The following is an 18,390-nucleotide window of genomic DNA, read 5'->3' on the forward strand; positions in this document are numbered from 1 at the left end:
GAAGGCCCCCACCGGTACGCCGGCGGGGGCCTTCTCGCGTGATCCAGGCCGTAACTCGCGTGACTGAACCCGGAACTCGCGTGTCTGGAGCCGGAACTCGCGTGATTGGAGCCGGAACTCGCGTGATTGGAGCCGTGACGGGCTCGATCACGCGAGATCCGGGCTCAAACACGCGAGATCCGGGCTTGATCACGTGAGTTACGGCTCTGATCACGCGGGTTACGGGGTTGGGTGTCACTCGGACGGGTGATCATCTTCGCGACGATCGTCACATCACGGCTGGCTGCGGAGGGTCTCCACGACGATTGGGGCCGGGGTGGGGGCCGACGCGGCGATTGTGAAGCTGCCTTCCAGGGCCTCCAGGGCTGCCGGGACCGCGTCGGGGGTGTCCGTGTGGAGCTCCAGCAAGGGGTCGCCTGCCGAGACCGGGTCCCCGGGCTTGGCCAGGCACAGGATGCCCGCCGCGGCCTGGACCGGGTCCTCCTTGCGGGCCCGGCCCGCACCTAGGCGCCACGCCGCGACGCCCACCGCGTACGCGTCCAGCGACGCCAGGACGCCCGAATCCGGAGCGACGACCGTGTGCACGTGAGCGGGCGTGGGCAGCGGGGCCGCAGGGTCGCCGCCCTGGGCCGCGATCATCCGGCACCAGACCTCGTACGCCTCACCGGAAGCCAGCACGGCCGCGGGGTCGGCGGAGATACCGGCCAGGGCCAGCATCTCCCGGGCCAACGCCACGGTCAGCGCGACCACGTCCGAGGGGCCGCCACCCTGAAGCACGTCGACCGACTCCGCGACCTCGACCGCGTTCCCGACCGCCCGGCCCAGCGGGACGTTCATGTCGGTCAGCAACGCCGTCGTCGGGACGCCGTGGTCGGCGCCGATCGACGTCAACGCCGAAGCCAGCGAACGCGCCTGGTCGAGCGTCTTCATGAACGCGCCCGACCCGAACTTCACGTCCAGGACCAGCCCGGACGCGCCCTCCGCGATCTTCTTGCTCATGATCGAGCTGGCGATCAGCGGGATCGACTCCACCGTCGAGGTCACGTCCCGCAGCGCGTACAGCTTCTTGTCCGCCGGGGCCAGCCCGGACGTCGCCGCGCAGACCACCGCGCCGACGTCTTCCAGCTGCGCCTGAATCTCCGAAGTGGACAGTGCCGCTCGCCAGCCCGGGATCGACTCCAGCTTGTCGAGCGTCCCGCCGGTGTGGCCGAGCCCGCGGCCGGACAGCTGCGGCACCGCCGCGCCGCACGCCGCCACCAGGGGCGCCAGCGGCAGCGTGATCTTGTCGCCGACCCCGCCCGTCGAGTGCTTGTCCACCGTCGGGCGCGACACCGAAAGCGACAGCCGCTCCCCCGACGCGATCATCGCGTGCGTCCACCGCGAGATCTCCGCCGAGGTCATCCCCCGCAGGAAGATCGCCATGGCCAGCGCCGACATCTGCTCTTCGGCCACGTCACCGCGGGTGTAGGCGTCGACGACCCAGTCGATCTGCTCGTCGGAAAGGGTCCCGCCGTCCCGCTTGGTCCGGATGACGTCGACCGCCGCGAACGCGCTCACGGCAGGTCGTCCGGGCCGAAGGCGTCCGGCAGGACGTCGGACATCGGCAGGATCCCGCTGGGCGTGTCCACCAGGCACGAAGACCCGCCCAGCTCGAACAGGATCTGCCGGCAGCGCCCGCACGGCATCAGCAGGTCACCCGCGCCGCTGCGGCACGCGACGGCGACCAGCCGCCCGCCGCCGGACAGCCGCAGCTGCCCGGCCATCGTGCACTCCGCGCACAGCCCGAGCCCGTAGGAAGCGTTTTCGACGTTGCACCCGGTCACGACCCGGCCGTCGTCGACGATCCCGGCCACCCCCACGTGCAGCCCCGAATAAGGCGCGTAGGCATGGGAAGCCGCTTCGATCGCCTGAGCACGCAGGGCGTCCCAGTCCACTGTAGACACTGTCAGTCCTCACCCCGTCGGTACGGCTGCCCGTCGGCCTTCGGCGGCCGCAGCCGCTGCGAAGCCACCGCCAGCACGATCAGCGTCACGAAGTGCGCGGTGTACGGGATCAGGTCCGACGGCAGCGTGTCGTTCGACCAGTAGATCGCATACAGCACGCCCGCGCCGACGACGCCGAGCCCGGCCGCGATCCACTGCCGGCGGAACAGCTGCACGACGACGATCACGGCGACCAGGATCACCGCGCCGTACAGCAGCGCGAGCACCGCTTCGCCACCGCCGGCGAGCTGGAGGCCGTCCGCGTAGCCGAACAGCGCCGCGCCGCCGAGCAGGCCGCCCGGCCGCCAGTTGCCGAAGATCATCGCCGCGAGGCCGATGTACCCGCGGCCGTTCGTCTGGTTCTCCAGGTAGTCCGCGCCGCCGCGCAGCAGCACCAGCGAAGCGCCACCCATGCCGGCGAACGCGCCCGAGACGATCACGGCGACGTACTTGTGCAGGTAGACGTTCACGCCGAGGGACTCGGCGGCCACCGGGTTCTCGCCGCACGACCGCAGCCGCAGGCCGAAGCGCGTCCGCCAGAGCACCCAGAAGCTCACCGGCACCAGGATGATCGCGAGCATCGTCAGCGGCGCCACCTCGGTGACGAGCCCGCGCAGGATGCCGGCGACGTCGGAGATCCCGACGCGCTGCTCCTTCTCCAGGTCGCCCAGCCAGTCCGAGAGGAACGTCGCCGAGTAGGTGTCGAACTTCGGCACCACCGGCGACTGCCGCGGGTTGCCGGAGATCGGCGCGAAGACGAGGTTCGCCAGGTACTTGGTGACGCCCAGGCCGAGCAGGTTGATCGCGACGCCGGAGACGATGTGGTTGACGTTGAACGTCACCGTCGCCACCGCGTGCAGCAGCCCGCCCAGCGCGCCGAACACCAGCGCGGCCAGCAGCCCGGCCCACACGCCGCCGTAGTACGAACCCCAGGCCGCGCCCCAGGTCCCGAGGATCATCATGCCCTCGAGACCGATGTTCACCACGCCCGCGCGTTCGGCCCACAGGCCGCCCAGCGCGCACAGCAGGATCGGCAGCGCCAGGCGCAACGCCGTCTGCGCGGTGTTCGACGACGTCAGCGCGGCGACGCCGGTGGAGTAGGACGCCGTCGAGATGACGGCGATGGCGACCACGGCCCAGATCACGCCGCGCAGCCAGCCGGGGATCCGGCCCCGCTTGCGCTGCACCGGCATGGTCGAGCCGGATTCGGGAGCGACGTCGGTGATCACACCGCACCCCCTTCGGCGACCGAGGAACCCTTGCGGCCGGCGAGCGCGCGGCCCACCCTCCGTTGTTCGGCCGCGAGGTCGGCGCGTCGCACGATCTCGTACGCCACGACGACCGACAGCACGATGATGCCCTGCATGATCGTCGCGATCTCCTTGGACACGTTGATCTGCTCCAGCGACACCGCGGAGGTGTCGAGGAACGCCCACAGCAGCGCGCCGAGCGCGATGCCGCCGGGGTGGTTGCGGCCGAGCAGCGCGACCGCGATGCCGGTGAAGCCGTACATCTGCGTCGCGGTGATGCCGTAGCTGTAGTCGCGGCCGAGCAGCTCCGGCATGGCGACCAGGCCGGCGACGCCACCGGAGAGCAGCATTGCGATCAGCGTCATCTTCTTGGCGTTGACGCCACCCGCGGCGGCCGCCGTGGTGGACTCGCCGGACGCCTTCAGCTCGAAGCCGAACCGCGTGCGGTTGAGCATGAACCAGTAGGCGCCACCGACGACGGCCGCGATGAAGACGAACCCGAACAGCGTGCCCGAGCCGAGCGGGATGCCCGGGATCCGGCCGGACGGCTCGATCACGCGGGTCCCGATGTTGTTGCCGGTCTGCACGCCGAACTGGTCGGCGTTGATGAGGAAGGCGATGATCCCGGCGACGATCGCGTTGAGCATGATCGTCGAGATGACCTCGCTGACCCCGCGGGTCACCTTGAGGATCGCCGGGACCGCCGCGTAGGCCATGCCCGCGACGACCGCGACCACCAGGATCGCGAGCACGTGGATCACCGGCGGCAACTTCATCGCGCCACCGGCGATGGCGGCGACGACGGCGGCGAACCGGTACTGGCCCTCGACCCCGATGTTGAAGAGGTTCATCTGGAAGCCGATGGCCACCGCGAGCCCGGACAGGTAGTAGACGGTCGCGAGGTTCACGGTGTCGACCGCGGTCGAGCCCTTGAACATCTGGCCGATCATCGTGCCGTACGCCTGCAGCGGGTCGGCCCCGGAGATGATCAGCGCGATCGCCGACAGCAGCACGGCGAAGACGATCGCCAGCAGCGGCGGCAGCAGTTTCGTGCGCCAGGAAGTCATTCCCCGTCACCCTCTCCGGCGCCGGTCATCGCCGAGCCCAGTTCCTGCGGCGTCACGGTGGCCGGGTCGGCCTCGGTGACGAGCCGCCCGCGCAGCATGACGCGGATCGTGTCCGACAGGCCGATCAGCTCGTCGAGGTCGGCCGAGATGAGCAGCACGGCGAGGCCGGCCGCGCGGGCCTGGCGGATGTTCTCCCAGATCAGCGCCTGCGCGCCGACGTCGACCCCGCGCGTGGGGTGCGACGCGATGAGCAGCACCGGGTTGCCCGACAGCTCCCGCCCGACGATCAGCTTCTGCTGGTTGCCGCCCGAGAGGGCCGCGGCCGGGACGTCGATGCCGGGCGTGCGGACGTCGTAGTCGCGCACGATCCGCTCGGTGTCCGCGCGGGCGCCCGCGATGTCGAGCAACTGTCCTTTGGAGACCGGTTCGCGGGTCTGGTAGCCGAGGATCCGGTTGACCCACAACGGTTGCGTGAGCAGCAGGCTGTGCCGCGTGCGGTCCTCGGCGATGTAGCCGATGCCGGCCTCGCGCCGCGCGAGCGTGCCCGCCTTCGTGATGTCGCGGGCCTTGCCGTCGGCGTCGACCAGCTCGATCGTGCCGCCGGACGGCTTGCGCATGCCCATGATCGTCTCGACGAGCTCGGTCTGGCCGTTGCCCTCGACGCCGGCGACGCCCAGCACCTCGCCCGCGTGCACGGTGAAGGAGACGTCGTCGAGCGCGTTGCGGTCCGAGCCCTCGGCGCCGAGCGTCAGCCCGGTCAGCCGCAGCACGTCCCGGTCGGTGACCGTGGACTCGCGGGTCTCCGGGCTGGGCAGCTCCGAGCCGACCATCATCTCCGCGAGCTGGCGGGAGGTGATGGTCTTCGGGTCGGCGGTGCCGACGGTGGTGCCGCGCCGGATCACCGTGACGGTGTCGGCGATCGCGCGGACCTCGTCGAGCTTGTGCGAGATGAACAGGAACGTGTAGCCGCCGTCCTTCATCTCCCGCACGGTCTCGAAGAGCGCGTCGACCTCCTGCGGGACGAGCACCGCGGTCGGCTCGTCCAGGATGATGATCTTCGCCCCGCGGTAGAGCACCTTGACGATCTCGACGCGCTGGCGGTCGGCGACGCCGAGCTCTTCCAGCAGCGTCTCCGGCTTCGCGTGCAGGCCGGTCCGCTCGGCGAGCTCGGCCAGCCGCGCGCGGGCGGCGCGGCCGATGCCGTGCAGGCCCTCGGCGCCGAGGAAGACGTTCTCGCCGACGGTGAGGTTGTCGGCGAGCATGAAGTGCTGGTGCACCATGCCGATGCCGGCGCGGATGGCGTCCTGCGGGTTGCGCAGCTTCACCTCTTCGCCGTTGATCGCGATGGTGCCCTCGTCCGGCGGCTGCATGCCGTACAGGATCTTCATCAGGGTGGACTTGCCGGCGCCGTTCTCGCCACAGATGGCGTGCACCTCGCCGGCGGCGACGGTGAGGTTGACGTCGGAGTTGGCCACCACGCCGGGAAAGCGCTTGGTGATCCCGGTCAGCTGGACGGCGGGGGCGCCCCGGTCGGGGACGGCCTCGGCCGGGGCCTCGGCTGTGCTCATGGGCGGGAGAATTCCATATCTCTGGAACGCGTGAGGGGCCCGGAGGAAGAAATCCTCCGAGCCCCGACGCGTTGTGAGCTACTTCTGCGGCTTGTCCGAAACGGTGATGGCACCCGAGATGATCTGGGCCTTGTAGCCGTCCAGGACGTCCTTGATGTCGTCGATCTTGCCACCGGAGGTGGCGTAGCCGACGCCGTCGACCTTGAGGTCGAACCGCTTCGGCAGGCCACTCGTGTCACCCTTGGCGACGGCCTGCACGTAGTCGAACACCGCGACGTCGACGCGCTTGAGCATGGACGTGATGATGACGTCCTTGTCGGCCTCGACGGTCTTCTGGTTGTACTGGTCGGAGTCGACCCCGATGGCCAGCGCGTTGCCCGCCTTCGCGGCGTCGAAGACACCCTTGCCCGAGGCGCCCGCGGCGTGGTAGATGACGTCCGCGCCCTTGGCGATCTCGGCTGCGGCCTTCGCGTTGCCCTTCGGCGGGTCCTGGAACCCGGAGAAGTCACCGGCCGGGGTCAGGTACTCGTCCTCGATCTTGATCTTGGACGAAACCGTCTTCGCGCCCTGCAGGAAGCCGGCCTCGAACTTCTGGATCAGCGGGGTGTTGACACCGCCGACGAAGCCGATGTGGCAGTTCTTGCTCTTGTACGCGGCGGCGACGCCGGCCAGGAACGAGCCCTGCTCCTCGGCGAAGACCAGCGGCGTCACGTTCGGCAGCGTGATCGAGTCGTCGTCGACGATCGCGAACTTCGTGTTCGGGTACTTGGCCGCGACGACCTTGACCGACGGCGCGTAGGCGAAGCCGACCGCGATGATCGGGTTCAGGCCCGAGGAGGCCATCTGGTCGAGGCGCTGCTGCTTGGCCGACTCGGCCTCGCTGGCGGAGGCGGTGCTCTCGCTGACCGTCGTCACGCCGAGGTCGGCCTTCGCCTTGTCGGTACCCGCGGCGGCGGCGTCGTTGAACGACGCGTCGCCCCGGCCGCCGACGTCGAAGGCCAGGCCGATCTTCAGCTTGCTGCCGTCGACCTTCGCCCCGGCGGCGGTCGAGCTGCTCGCGGCGGCGGGCGCGGCCGGCGGCTTCTGCGCGGTGACGCAGTCGGAACCGCCCGTCGAGGCCGCGGTGTTGTTCGAGCTGTTACCACCGCCGGAATCCTTGGCGCACCCGGCCAGGGTGAGCACCCCGGCCATGGCCGCGGCGGCCAGCGCGGTTCCACGCATGCGACGCAACGTGTGTCTCCCTCCCCGCTGATCCAGCGGATGGTCAAGGGCACGGCCCGGCCCTACTGCCGGGTCGACCGCCAGACCGTACCCGCCGGACCGGAATGCGCCATAGGAAAGGCACGCTACGTAACACAAACGTTTACTCACGAGTCGCACGCGCGACGAACCGGACACCGAACGTGATCATCGAGCCTACTCAAGGCTACTTTCGGCGGGTTCTTTCGCTTTGGGGCGGCGGAAATACCGGTCCGTGTCACGGAGTGTGCCGGGCTGACCGAAGGATGGACCAGCCCGGTCACTCTGTGAGATGACGCAGAATCAGCCGCAGGTGAGCCGGGCGGCGGCCCAGTCGCTGCGGTCGTAGGAGTTGCCGTCCCCGCCGTCGGTGACGACCAGCCGCAGGTACTGCGCCCCGTGGAGGTCCGCCGCCAGCGGCACCGCCGGGTCCTGCCACGTGCGGACGCCGGTGGCCGCTGCCTTCACCCCGTCGGCGTAGACCTCGAACGTCGCCGAGCCCTGCTTGTTGGTCGCCTCGCGCTCGTCGTCGACGCCGACGTCCGTGGTGAACGCTGTGCAGCGGCCGCCGAGGTAGAACACGACTTCGCTCGGCGCGTGCGCGCCCAGGCCCTTCGGGTAGACGACGCCGTTGACGGTCAGCGGCTTTCCGTCGCCGGCCGGGATGCTGCCGTTGGACATGTCCCGCTCGACCGGGCCGTAGCCGTTCTTCTCCGCCGCCCAGCGCAGGTCGCTGGCCCACGCGGACGTCGTGGGCGGTGCCGCGGGCACGGTCAGCTGTTGTTCACCGGACCAGGTGACCTGCCCGAACCCGAGCCCGCGGTAGGTGACGCCGCCGCGCAGCACCGCCGCCGTGCCCTCGGTCCCGGCGGGCGGGGTCACCCGCCAGCGGCCGGCCGCGGTCTCGCCGGTGCCGAGCACGACGGCCCGTGGCCGCGCCACCTGCTCGACGCGCCAGCCTGCGGGCGCGGTGAGCGTCACGCGCGGGTCGAACACCGGGACGCGGGCTTCGTCGGTCGCCGACACCGTGACCTCGAAGGGCTTCCCGGCGGGCGTGATCTCGCCCGGCACACCCGGGATCGGGGCCGCAACCTCGACGCCCGTACTCACCAGCGGCGCGTTCCGCCACCACGAGCCGCCCGCGTGCACCCGGTAGACGACCGTCGCGTGCGGCGGGACGACCGCGGAGATCCGGCCCGCCGTCTGGAGGTCGCGGTGGGCCCAGAGGTCTCGCGCCGTGTAGCCCGCGGACCGGGGCAGCCCGGCGGCGGCCGCGGTGGTGCCGATCGCGGCGCTCGACGTCGTCTCGTTGAACAGCGCGATCGCCACGTCGCCGTCCGCGAGGGGCTTGGCGAACACCCAGTGTCCGTCCTGGTTGGACAGCACGCGGGCCTGGACGCCGCGGCGGTCCTGGTCGAGCGCGATGACCTCGGTGTTGCGCAGGACGTCGAAGTTCGCCGGCGACACCTTGCGCAGGTCGGCCCCGATGAGCAGCGGCGCGGCCATCATCGCCCACAGCGAGAAGTGCGAGCGGTACTCCTCGGTCGTCATCCCGCCGTTGCCGACCTCGAGCATGTCGGGATCGTTCCAGTGCCCCGGCCCGGCGTACGGCGCGAGCGGCGCGTTCGCCTTGAGGATCTGGAGCATCTTGGCCCAGTTGTCCTTGATGTCGCCGGTGGTCCGCCACAGGTGCCCGACGTCGGCGCCCCACGTCCACGGCTTGTTCTCGCCCCACTCGCAGAGCGAGTACACGATCGGGCGACCGGTCTTCTTCAGCGCGTCGCGCATCTTCGTGTAGCGCTCGAGCGCGGGGCGGCCCTGGTTGTTGCAGTTGTCGTACTTGAGGTAGTCGACGCCCCAGTCCGCGAACGTCTGCGCGTCGACGTCTTCGTGGTCGAGGGCGCCGGGCATCGTTTTCGCGCAGGTCAGCGTGCCCGCGCTGGTGTAGATGCCGAACTTCAGCCCTTTCGAGTGGACGTAGTCGGCCAGTGCCTTGATGCCGCTGGGGAACCGGGCCTTGTTCGCCTGCATGCGCCCGTCGGCGTCGCGCTCCGGCTCGGCCCAGCAGTCGTCGACGTTGACGTACTCGTAGCCGGCGGCCTTGAGTCCTTTGTCGACGAAGATGTCGGCGGTGTCGCGGATGAGCCGCTCGTCGACGGCGCACCCGGTGGTGTTCCAGTTGTTGAAGCCCATCGGAGGCGTCAGCGCCAGTCCGCCGGGCAGCGCTTGCGCGGGCGTGACCGACACCACGGGCAGCAGAGCCGCGACGGCGATCACCAGGCCGAGTCGTCGCACCAGAACGTCACCCCATCGTGAGAGATCCGATGTTTGCCCGAGCGACGCTAGGGACGGGGTGCCAGTTGGTCAATGACAGACGGAAACCACCAGCCGTTCGGCGTAGCGCATCAGATATCAGATCTCTCAGAGGTCCGATGACCGGTGAGCGGGACAGGGAAAGCCGTGGCGCCACCGAGTGCGCTGCACCACACCGCCGGGTGGCGGTGCGGGAGTGCCGGTGTCTGGTCCATCACAGAGGGGAACCCGGAGGTGAGCCGCCTTCCGGGTGCGGGTCTAGCATCCGATTCATCCAGGCTCGATGACGTTGATCTCGGCACAGCCGCCGTTCCCGCGGCGACAGCGGACCTCACCGGCCACCGGGCGCACAGTCAGACGTTGGAGGCCGTTCACCGATGTCCACCACGGCGAGCACTGCCACAGCGGCAGGCGCGAGCGATCGGGCGGGTGCCTCACGCCGGCAGGGGACCTTCTACCGGGGTGACCCCGGCATGTGGTCCTGGGTCCTGCACCGCATCACCGGCGTGCTCACATTCTTCTTCCTGTTCGTGCACGTGCTCGACACCGCGCTGGTGCGCGTGTCGCCGAACACGTACGACCAGGTCATCGAGACCTACAAGACGCCGATCGTCAACCTCCTGGAGGTCGGCCTGGTCGGCGCGGTGCTGTTCCACGCGCTGAACGGCATCCGCGTCATGCTGGTCGACTTCTGGTCGAAGGGCCCGCAGCTGCAGAAGGCCATGACGTGGGTGATCGGCGTGGTCTGGGTCGTGGTGATGGTCCCCGGTGCGTTCTTCATGCTGAAGCGCACCGCCGAGATGCTCTTCGGGGGTAACTGACATGGCCGACCTCGCGCTCGCCAACCCCCGCGCCCCGAAGCGCCCGGCCGCCCGCCGGAGCAACTTCGAGCTCTACAGCTGGCTGTTCATGCGGATCTCCGGGCTGGCGCTGGTCATCCTGGTGCTCGGCCACCTGCTGATCATGAACATCCTCGACGGCGGTGTGCACCGGATCAACTGGGGCTTCGTCGCCGGCCGCTGGGCCTCGCCGTTCTGGCAGTTCTGGGACCTGGCCATGCTCTGGCTCGCCGAGATCCACGGCGGCAACGGCCTGCGCACCATCATCGACGACTACGCGCGCAAGGACAGCACGCGGTTCTGGCTGAAGATCCTGCTGTACGTCTCGATGGTGCTGATCCTGGCCGTCGGCACGATGGTGATCTTCACCTTCGACCCGAACATGCCCGCGAACTGAAGCCACGGAGACTTTTTCGATGCAGTTCCACAAGTACGACGTGGTGATCGTCGGCGCCGGCGGCGCCGGGATGCGCGCGGCCATCGAGTCCGGCCAGCGCGCCCGCACCGCGGTCCTCACCAAGCTCTACCCGACCCGGTCCCACACCGGCGCGGCCCAGGGCGGCATGTGCGCCGCGCTGGCGAACGTCGAAGAGGACAACTGGGAGTGGCACACCTTCGACACGATCAAGGGCGGCGACTACCTGGTCGACCAGGACGCCGCCGAGATCATGGCGAAGGAGGCCATCGACGCGGTCCTCGACCTCGAGAAGATGGGCCTGCCGTTCAACCGCACGCCCGAAGGCAAGATCGACCAGCGCCGCTTCGGCGGGCACACGCGTGACCACGGCAAGGCCGCGGTCCGCCGCGCCTGCTACGCCGCGGACCGCACCGGGCACATGATCCTGCAGACGCTGTACCAGAACTGCGTCAAGTACGGCACGGAGTTCTTCAACGAGTTCTACGTGCTCGACCTCGTCACCACCCCGGACGAGAACGGCAACCCGGTCGCCTCCGGCGTCGTCGCCTACGAGCTGGCCACCGGCGAGCTGCACGTCTTCCAGGCGAAGTCGATCGTGTTCGCCACCGGCGGCGCGGGCAAGATCTTCAAGACGACGTCGAATGCGCACACCCTCACCGGTGACGGCCTCGGCATCATCTTCCGCAAGGGCCTCCCGCTGGAGGACATGGAGTTCTTCCAGTTCCACCCGACCGGCCTCGCGGGCCTGGGCATCCTCATCTCCGAAGCCGTCCGCGGCGAGGGCGGGATCCTGCGCAACGCCTCCGGCGAGCGGTTCATGGAGCGCTACGCCCCCACCATCAAGGACCTGGCGCCGCGCGACATCGTGGCGCGCTCGATGGTGCAGGAAGTGCTGCAGGGCCGGGGTTGCGGCCCGAACAAGGACTACGTCGTTCTGGACGTCACGCACATCCCCGAGGAGACGCTGAACGCGAAGCTCCCGGACATCATGGAGTTCTCCCGGACCTACCTGGGCGTCGACCCGGTGAAGGAGCCGGTGCCGGTCTTCCCGACCTGCCACTACGTGATGGGCGGCATCCCGACCAACATCCACGGCGAAGCGTTGCGGGACAACGAGAACGTCATCCCCGGCCTGTACGCCGCGGGCGAGGTCGCGTGCGTGTCCGTGCACGGCTCGAACCGGCTCGGCACGAACTCGCTGCTCGACATCAACGTGTTCGGCCGCCGCGCCGGCATCGCCGCCGCGGAGTACGCGCTGGCGCACGAGCACGTCGAGCTGCCGGAGAACCCGACCGCGCTGGTCGAGGAGCAGCTGGCGGGCCTGCTGTCGGAGCACGGCGACGAGCGCGTCGCCGACATCCGCAAGGAAATGCAGCAGACGATGGACTCGCACGCGTCGGTGTACCGGACCGAGGACACGCTGAAGCAGGCGCTGACCGACATCCAGGCGCTCAAGGAGCGGTACCAGCGGATCACCGTGTCGGACAAGGGCAAGCGGTACAACACCGACCTGCTGGAAGCCGTCGAACTGGGCTTCCTGCTGGAGCTGGCCGAGGTCCTCATCGTGGGCGCGCTGGCGCGCAAGGAGTCCCGCGGCGGCCACGCCCGCGAGGACTACCCGACCCGCGACGACACGAACTTCATGCGGCACACCATGGCCTACAAGCAGGGCTCGGGTCTGTCGTCCGACATCCGGCTGGACTACAAGCCGGTCACCTTCACCCGCTACGAGCCGATGGAGCGGAAGTACTGATGACTGCGGCAACCACTGAAGACGCTCCGGCCGCTTCGGACGAGCACACGCCGATCACGGTCACGCTGAAGATCCTCCGGTTCAACCCGGAGGTGGATTCGGAGCCGCACTGGGAGTCCTACGACGTCCCGGCGCAGCGCACCGACCGGCTGCTGAACCTGCTGTTCTACGTCAAGGACTACATCGACGGGACGTTCTCGTTCCGCCGGTCGTGCGCGCACGGCGTGTGCGGGTCTGACGCGATGCAGATCAACGGCATCAACCGCCTGGCGTGCAAGGTCCTGATGAAGGACCTGCTGGAGTCCGGCGGCAAGAAGACCACGATCACGATCGCCCCGATCAAGGGCCTGACGACGTTGAAGGACCTCTACGTCGACATGGACCCGTTCTTCGAGGCGTACCGCGCGATCAAGCCGTACCTGATCACCTACGGCAACGAGCCGACGCGCGAGCGGATCCAGTCCCAGGCCGACCGCGACCGCTTCGACGACACGACGAAGTGCATCCTGTGCGCGTGCTGCACGTCGTCCTGCCCGGTGTACTGGAACGACGGCTCGTACTTCGGCCCGGCGGCGATCGTGAACGCCCACCGGTTCATCTTCGACTCCCGCGACGAGGGGGCCGAGGAGCGCCTGGACATCCTCAACGACGGCGAGGGCGTCTGGCGCTGCCGGACGACGTTCAACTGCACGGACGCCTGCCCGCGCGGGATCCAGGTGACCAAGGCGATCCAGGAAGTGAAGCGCGCCCTGCTGTTCAAGCGCGTTTGAGTTTTCCCGCAACACCGAAGGGCCCTCCGGCGACTCCCGCCGGAGGGCCTTTCGCCATTCTTTTGTCCTGGGCAACGGTGTGGGGCTGGGCTAGCCTGAAGGGTCGACACCGATCACAGGATGCGAGCGTATGGGTGCTGGTTCGGAGATTCGCCGGATTGTTTCCCGCAGGCTCGCACCGCTCGTCGCAGAACTCGAAGAACACGTCTTCCGCTACGGCTATTTCCGGTCTCTCGCCGGGGCGCTCGCTTCCCTCGGCACCGTCGGCCTGCTCGGCCAGGTGCTCGGCCTGACCTGGTTGCGCGTCACGTTCGCGACGCTGGCCGCCGGCCTGTTCGTGCTGGTGAGCGCCCTTTCCTTCGCGGGCACCCAGCGCCTTCGCGGCAAGCTCGACCACATCGAACAGCTCCTGCACACCTACGCGAACCACATGCATTCCAGCTCTCCGCTGTCGGTGCGGGAATGGCGGCAGGAAGTCGTCATCGAAGAAAACGGCGACGCGCACTGCCGCCGGGATCTGGTGCTCGACGCCGCGTCCAACGGAACGCTCAGGTACGTGTCGGTCAACCTGGTCTACTACGGCACCACCCGGCTGACCAACCGCGACCGGCGCAAGGTCCGCTGCCGCGCCTACCACGCCGGCGAGGACAACGCCGACGAGCGGACGCGGGCCAACGCCACGTCGGTGTGGACGTTCGCCCCGGGCGGGAAGCCGAAGCTGGAGATCTACATCCACCTGGGGCCGGTGGTCCAGGCCGGTGACCTGATCACCGTCGAATGGGACTGGCCGGGCTATTCCGCCGACCTGATGAACGGCACCGCCCCGGAGGGTTTCGACGTGCTGTTCAACAAGGAGATCGGCAAGTTCGAGCACCGGGTCGTCTTCCGGAACATCCGGGTGCCCGCCGCGTTCAAGGTGCGCAACCAGGGCGCGCAGAACCTGCAGCGCCACCGGCTCGGCCAGGACATCGTGGTCGAGTTCTCGGCGGAGGCGCCGGAGATGGACACCCGGATGGGATTCATCGCCGACTATTCGCAGAGCTGAGCCGGGGCGAACAAAAAAATGCCCGGACCCCCTGTGGCGGTCCGGGCGGAGGTGGCTGATCGGAAGATCAGTTGCCACCCGTCTCGGAGCCGCCTGACATGGAAATCCGTTCCCGAGCCAGACGAATCGTGGCTCATTGTTCGGGGCCGTTGGTCCGGTCAGGCTACACCGGCGGCCGGGTGAAGTCTTCTCGTGGATCCACCCGGTCGGATGATCACGCCGGGTGAGAAACGGCCTCCCCGCCCGAGTCGGCGAGGAGGCCGTTCACCCGTTCGTCAGCGCACCGCGTCCAGGGCGTCGACCAGGCCGTGGCCGTAGTACGAGTTGTTCTTCGCCGGGCCCGTGCACGCCGTCTCGGTGGCCGCGCACTTCACCACGTCGGCCTCGCTCTCCAGGAGCTGCTCGATGAACCGCGGCGGCGCCCCGCGGAAGCGCGAGGCCAGCAGCGCCGCGACACCGGCGGCGTGCGGGGAGGCCATCGACGTGCCGCACTTCTCGCCGTACTGGCCGCCGACCACGGACGACAGCGGGCATGCGGGACCCGAGCCGGCGGGCGGCACCTGGCCGAAGTCGCCGCCGGGGGCCGTCACGTCGACGTCACCGTAGTTGCTGAAGCTCGACTTCGTGCCCGCGTAGCCGACCGACGACACCTTCACGACGCCGTCGAGGCCTCCCGGGAGGATTTCGCAGGACGAGTCCACCGGGTGGGGCCGGTTGGGGTCGGTCTCCGGCTTGGTCGTGTCGAGGTGGTCGTTGCCGGCCGCCGCCACGTTCAGCACGCCCTTGCGCATCGAGTAGTCCACCGCCCGGCGGACCGCTTCGAACGCCGCCGCGTCGCCCGGCTGCTTCGGGCAGTAGAACATGCCCGGGTCGATGTAGTAGCTGTTGTTCGTCACCGCGAAGCCGTGCTCGGCCGCCCAGACGAAGCCGCAGACCGCCGACTCCGGGAAGATGTAGCCCGAGTCGTTGACCACCTTCACCGACGCCAGCCGCACGCCCGGCGCGACGCCCGTGAAGCCCGCCGCCGGGTCCTTGCCCGCGATCGTGCCCGCCACGTGCGTGCCGTGGTCCGACGTCGTCGGGGCCCAGGAGGCCGGGGAAAGGTCCGGCGCCCCGGTGATGCAGCCCGCCGACGAGCGAGCGTCGACGGCCGCCTTGAGCGCCGGGTGCGTCGCCTCGATGCCCGAGTCGAGCACGCCGACCGTCACCGCACGGCTGCCCTGGTAGATCTTGTTCGCCTCCGGCGCGTGGATCGCCTTCATGTCCCACTGCTGCGCGGACAGGTCGCCGGCGGCGGCGACGGACCGGGTGTCCTCCAGCGTCCGCACCGCGCCCAGCGAACGGGCCGAGGCCGCCGCACCCTGCGAAGCCACGTCCTTGGCGCCCGAGTAGGCGCGGTAAACGCCGATCTTCTGCTGGAAGTCCGCGTTGCGCGAGCTGGCGATCGCGACGCCGATCGGGGCGTAGTAGGCGACCTTCGTGCCGCACTTGGCCGCGAGTTCCTTGTCGACGGCCGACGCGGGGGTGCCCGGCTGGTACGTCACGACGTAGGTGTACGGCGTGCTCGTCGTGTCGCAGGCGACCGGCGCGGCCTCCGCGGCCGGGGCCACCGCGAACAGGCCGCCTCCGACGGCCAGCGCGAGCGGGGCCGCCATTCGACGTAAACGGGACATTCCACCTCCAGGTTCGGTGGCGCCAACCTAAACCGGGCCGTCGGCCCGCGCCACCGACCAAGGAGGGGATTCAGGCGTCGACGCGGGAACCGGCGCGGACGCCGCGCCAGCCGAGCACGCCGATGATCGTGCCGAGCACGAACGAAACGACGGTCAGCACGGCGTGCACCACGAAGTAGGCGGTGGGCGAGCCGTCGGGCGTCCAGGCCCGGTCGCTGTCCCACAGGTTCTTGGCGAAGGTGATCCAGATGATCCACGACCACACACCGAAGGCCAGCAGGAACAGCGAGGTGCCGCGTGAAATGCGCATGCCCCAGAGTATGCGGCGGCGGTCGCGGCGCTAGATTGCGTGGGTGCACTCCGTTGTTTCCCGGTCGCTCAAGGTCTTCACGACGACGCTCGCCGCCGCCCTCCTGGCCCTGAGCGCGCCGGCGCTGGCGGCCGCGGCGCCGCAGCAGGGGCAGTGCGCGAACCGCCAGGCTCCCCCGCCGCCGGTCGACACGTCGGAGAAGCCCGCGCCGGGCAAGCAGGCCCCGGCGCCGCTGGCGGTGCCCCCGGTCCCGATCGGCGGCAACCGGATGGCCGAGTGCGGCCTGATCACCCCGGACGGCGCGCTCAACCCGCCGGACGGCAACACCGCGGCGTCGTGGGTGGTGCAGGACCTCGACACCGGCGCGGTCGTCGCGGCGAAGGACCCGCACGCCCGGCAGCGGCCCGCGTCGCTGATCAAGACGCTGCTCGCGCTGGTCGTCGTCACCGACCTGGACCCGCAGCAGCCGATCGTCGTGACGAAGGAGGACGCCGAGCAGGAGTGCACCTGCGTCGGCCTCGTCGCCGGCGGCCAGTACACCGTCGACCAGCTGCTGCACGGCCTGCTGATGCACTCGGGCAACGACGCCGCGCACGCGTTCGCCACGGCGCTCGGGGGCGTCGACGCCACGCTGGCGAAGATGAACGCGCTGGCCGCGAAGATCGGCGCGCTCGACACGCGCGCCGCGACGCCGTCGGGCCTGGACGGGCCGGGCATGTCGACCTCGGCCTACGACCTCAGCCTGATCTTCCACTACGCGATGAAGCAGCCGGAGTTCGCGAAGGTCGTCGCGACGAAGAACTTCGAGATCCCGCCGACCGGCGGCAAACCGGCCATCCCGGTCTACAACGACAACAAGCTGCTCGGCGTCTACCCCGGCTTCCTCGGCGGCAAGACCGGCTTCACCGACGACGCCCGCCACACCTACGTGGGCGCGGCGCAGCGCAAGGGCAAGCGCCTCGCGGTCGTCATGCTGCGCGCCGAGCAGAAGCCGACGAAGGTGGTCGACCAGGCGGCGAAGCTGCTCGACTACGGCTTCGCGCTGGAGGAGGACCGGGCCGTGCCGGTCGGCCAGATCACCTACCAGGCGCCGGCCGCGACGCAGCCGGACAGCGAGTCGTCCGACCTGGCGGACGGCGGCACCGGCAACAGCGGGACGTCCTCGGCCGCGTCGGCGGCGAAGGAGGACCCGTTCGGCGTCACCGGCTGGATCATCACGCTGGTGGTGTTCCTGATCATCGTCGGCGGGTTCGTGGTCGGGCGCCGGCGCAAGGGTGCCGAGAGCTAGCGGAAACCGGGCCCCGGCTCCGGCGTCACCCGGTCGGTGGCGATCGCGCCACCGCAGTGCCCGCAGGCGACGTACGTCCCGGCGATCTCACCGCAGTCGTTGTGCCGCAGCAGGATCGGCGGTCCCTCCGGGCCGGCGAGGTGCTTGTCGCCCCATTGCATGAGCGTGACGACGGCGCCGAAGAGGTCCCGCCCGGCGGCGGTCAGCACGTATTCGGGCACGGGATCGACGCGTTCGAGCACGCCCGCGTCGACGAGGGTCTTGAGCCGCGCGGACAACGTCGGGCGCGGGATGGACAGGTTGCGCGCGAACTCGCCGTAGCGGCGCACGCCGAAGAAGGTCTCACGCAGGATGAGCAGGCTCCACCGTTCGCCGACCAGGTCGAGCGCGCGGCCGACCGAGTCCGCGGTGAAGCGGTGGCCGATCACAGCTGTTCCGTCCGGGCCGGGACGCCCAGCAGGAGCTTGCCGGACAGTTCGTAGCTGGCCGGGTTGACCTGGAAGTGCGCGGTCGCGGTGTGCGCGTCGCGGAACCGGCGCTGCAACGGCGAAGGCTCGTAGATCGCCGCGCCGCCGCCGAGGTCGTACATGGTTCCGGCGACCTTCGCGGCGGTGCGCGTCACATGCGTCGCGGCCAGCCGGAGGCCCAGCTTGAGCGCGTCCGGGACCGGCTCGCGGCCCTGCGCGGCCTGCCAGGCGTCGTCGATGCTGCCGTAGAACAGGAGGCGCGCCGCACGCAGCGCCGCTTCGGCCTCCGCGACGGCGGCCTGGGTCGCGGACCGCTCGGCCAGCGAACGGCTGGAGCCGAGCGGTGTGCGCGTCGAGGCGAGCTCGACGAGGTCGTCGATGGCGCCGCGCGCGTTGCCCAGCGCGGCG

17 protein-coding genes are annotated in these 18,390 nt (G+C 69.8%); 6 read left to right on the forward strand and 11 right to left on the reverse strand.

Annotated elements, in window-relative coordinates; all coding sequences use genetic code 11:
- Positions 1–273 precede the first annotated feature (273 nt).
- The 7 genes from CCN39_RS07480 to CCN39_RS07510 form a co-directional block, all read right to left on the reverse strand.
- The gene (locus CCN39_RS07480) at positions 274–1,557 is read right to left on the reverse strand and encodes a thymidine phosphorylase (RefSeq protein WP_086839695.1); all 1,284 of its coding nucleotides are present in this window, start codon (positions 1,555–1,557) and stop codon (positions 274–276) included.
- The gene (locus CCN39_RS07485; RefSeq protein WP_086839697.1) at positions 1,554–1,943 is read right to left on the reverse strand and encodes a cytidine deaminase; all 390 of its coding nucleotides are present in this window, start codon (positions 1,941–1,943) and stop codon (positions 1,554–1,556) included. The genes CCN39_RS07480 and CCN39_RS07485 overlap by 4 nt, the downstream gene beginning before the upstream one ends.
- A gap of 2 nt (positions 1,944–1,945) precedes the next feature.
- A complete protein-coding gene (locus CCN39_RS07490; RefSeq protein WP_086839726.1) occupies positions 1,946–3,175 on the reverse strand; it encodes an ABC transporter permease in 1,230 nt (409 codons plus the stop codon).
- 32 nt (positions 3,176–3,207) lie between these two features.
- Positions 3,208–4,299, reverse strand: coding sequence for an ABC transporter permease (locus tag CCN39_RS07495; RefSeq protein WP_086839699.1), 1,092 nt, complete (start codon positions 4,297–4,299; stop codon positions 3,208–3,210).
- Positions 4,296–5,867 (reverse strand): ABC transporter ATP-binding protein, encoded by a 1,572-nt coding sequence (locus CCN39_RS07500; RefSeq protein ID WP_086839701.1) that lies wholly within the window; start codon positions 5,865–5,867, stop codon positions 4,296–4,298. The genes CCN39_RS07495 and CCN39_RS07500 overlap by 4 nt, the downstream gene beginning before the upstream one ends.
- A 78-nt stretch (positions 5,868–5,945) precedes the next feature.
- Positions 5,946–7,088, reverse strand: a complete 1,143-nt coding sequence (locus tag CCN39_RS07505) for a BMP family lipoprotein (RefSeq protein WP_086839703.1) — start codon at positions 7,086–7,088, stop codon at positions 5,946–5,948.
- Positions 7,089–7,409: 321 nt separating this feature from the next.
- The gene (locus CCN39_RS07510) at positions 7,410–9,401 is read right to left on the reverse strand and encodes an NPCBM/NEW2 domain-containing protein (protein WP_086839705.1); all 1,992 of its coding nucleotides are present in this window, start codon (positions 9,399–9,401) and stop codon (positions 7,410–7,412) included.
- Between the two features lie 395 nt (positions 9,402–9,796).
- Between CCN39_RS07510 and sdhC the strand changes: the two genes are divergently transcribed.
- The 5 genes from sdhC (at position 9,797) to CCN39_RS07535 (ending at position 14,244) form a co-directional block, all read left to right on the forward strand.
- Entirely contained in the window at positions 9,797–10,240 is a 444-nt protein-coding gene (gene sdhC / locus CCN39_RS07515; protein WP_086839707.1) for a succinate dehydrogenase, cytochrome b556 subunit, read from the forward strand.
- A gap of 1 nt (position 10,241) precedes the next feature.
- Positions 10,242–10,655: a succinate dehydrogenase hydrophobic membrane anchor subunit gene (locus tag CCN39_RS07520; RefSeq protein WP_086839710.1), complete on the forward strand. Its 414-nt coding sequence runs from the start codon at positions 10,242–10,244 to the stop codon at positions 10,653–10,655.
- 19 nt (positions 10,656–10,674) lie between these two features.
- The gene (sdhA, locus tag CCN39_RS07525; RefSeq protein ID WP_086839711.1) at positions 10,675–12,429 is read left to right on the forward strand and encodes a succinate dehydrogenase flavoprotein subunit; all 1,755 of its coding nucleotides are present in this window, start codon (positions 10,675–10,677) and stop codon (positions 12,427–12,429) included.
- Positions 12,429–13,199, forward strand: a complete 771-nt coding sequence (locus CCN39_RS07530) for a succinate dehydrogenase iron-sulfur subunit (RefSeq protein WP_086839713.1) — start codon at positions 12,429–12,431, stop codon at positions 13,197–13,199. Before sdhA ends, CCN39_RS07530 begins: the two co-directional genes overlap by 1 nt.
- A 130-nt stretch (positions 13,200–13,329) precedes the next feature.
- Positions 13,330–14,244: a hypothetical protein gene (locus tag CCN39_RS07535; RefSeq protein ID WP_086839716.1), complete on the forward strand. Its 915-nt coding sequence runs from the start codon at positions 13,330–13,332 to the stop codon at positions 14,242–14,244.
- 275 nt (positions 14,245–14,519) lie between these two features.
- Here CCN39_RS07535 and CCN39_RS07540 read toward each other — a convergent pair whose 3' ends face one another.
- Both CCN39_RS07540 and CCN39_RS07545 read right to left on the reverse strand, forming a co-directional pair.
- Positions 14,520–15,917 (reverse strand): S8 family peptidase, encoded by a 1,398-nt coding sequence (locus CCN39_RS07540; RefSeq protein ID WP_167455004.1) that lies wholly within the window; start codon positions 15,915–15,917, stop codon positions 14,520–14,522.
- 70 nt (positions 15,918–15,987) lie between these two features.
- The gene (locus tag CCN39_RS07545; RefSeq protein WP_086839720.1) at positions 15,988–16,227 is read right to left on the reverse strand and encodes an SCO4848 family membrane protein; all 240 of its coding nucleotides are present in this window, start codon (positions 16,225–16,227) and stop codon (positions 15,988–15,990) included.
- 43 nt (positions 16,228–16,270) lie between these two features.
- Between CCN39_RS07545 and CCN39_RS07550 the strand changes: the two genes are divergently transcribed.
- A complete protein-coding gene (locus CCN39_RS07550) occupies positions 16,271–17,515 on the forward strand; it encodes a D-alanyl-D-alanine carboxypeptidase family protein (RefSeq protein WP_086839722.1) in 1,245 nt (414 codons plus the stop codon).
- Here the strand turns inward: CCN39_RS07550 and CCN39_RS07555 are convergent.
- Both CCN39_RS07555 and CCN39_RS07560 read right to left on the reverse strand, forming a co-directional pair.
- Positions 17,512–17,943 (reverse strand): winged helix-turn-helix transcriptional regulator, encoded by a 432-nt coding sequence (locus CCN39_RS07555; protein WP_086839724.1) that lies wholly within the window; start codon positions 17,941–17,943, stop codon positions 17,512–17,514. The two genes, CCN39_RS07550 and CCN39_RS07555, sit on opposite strands and share 4 nt — an antisense overlap.
- Positions 17,940–18,390: acyl-CoA dehydrogenase family protein (locus CCN39_RS07560; protein WP_279629563.1), on the reverse strand; the 451-nt coding region annotated here is incomplete at its 5' end. The genes CCN39_RS07560 and CCN39_RS07555, both read right to left, overlap by 4 nt.

Source organism: Amycolatopsis kentuckyensis (genome assembly GCF_002155975.1).
Classification (GTDB): Bacteria; Actinomycetota; Actinomycetes; order Mycobacteriales; family Pseudonocardiaceae; genus Amycolatopsis; species Amycolatopsis kentuckyensis.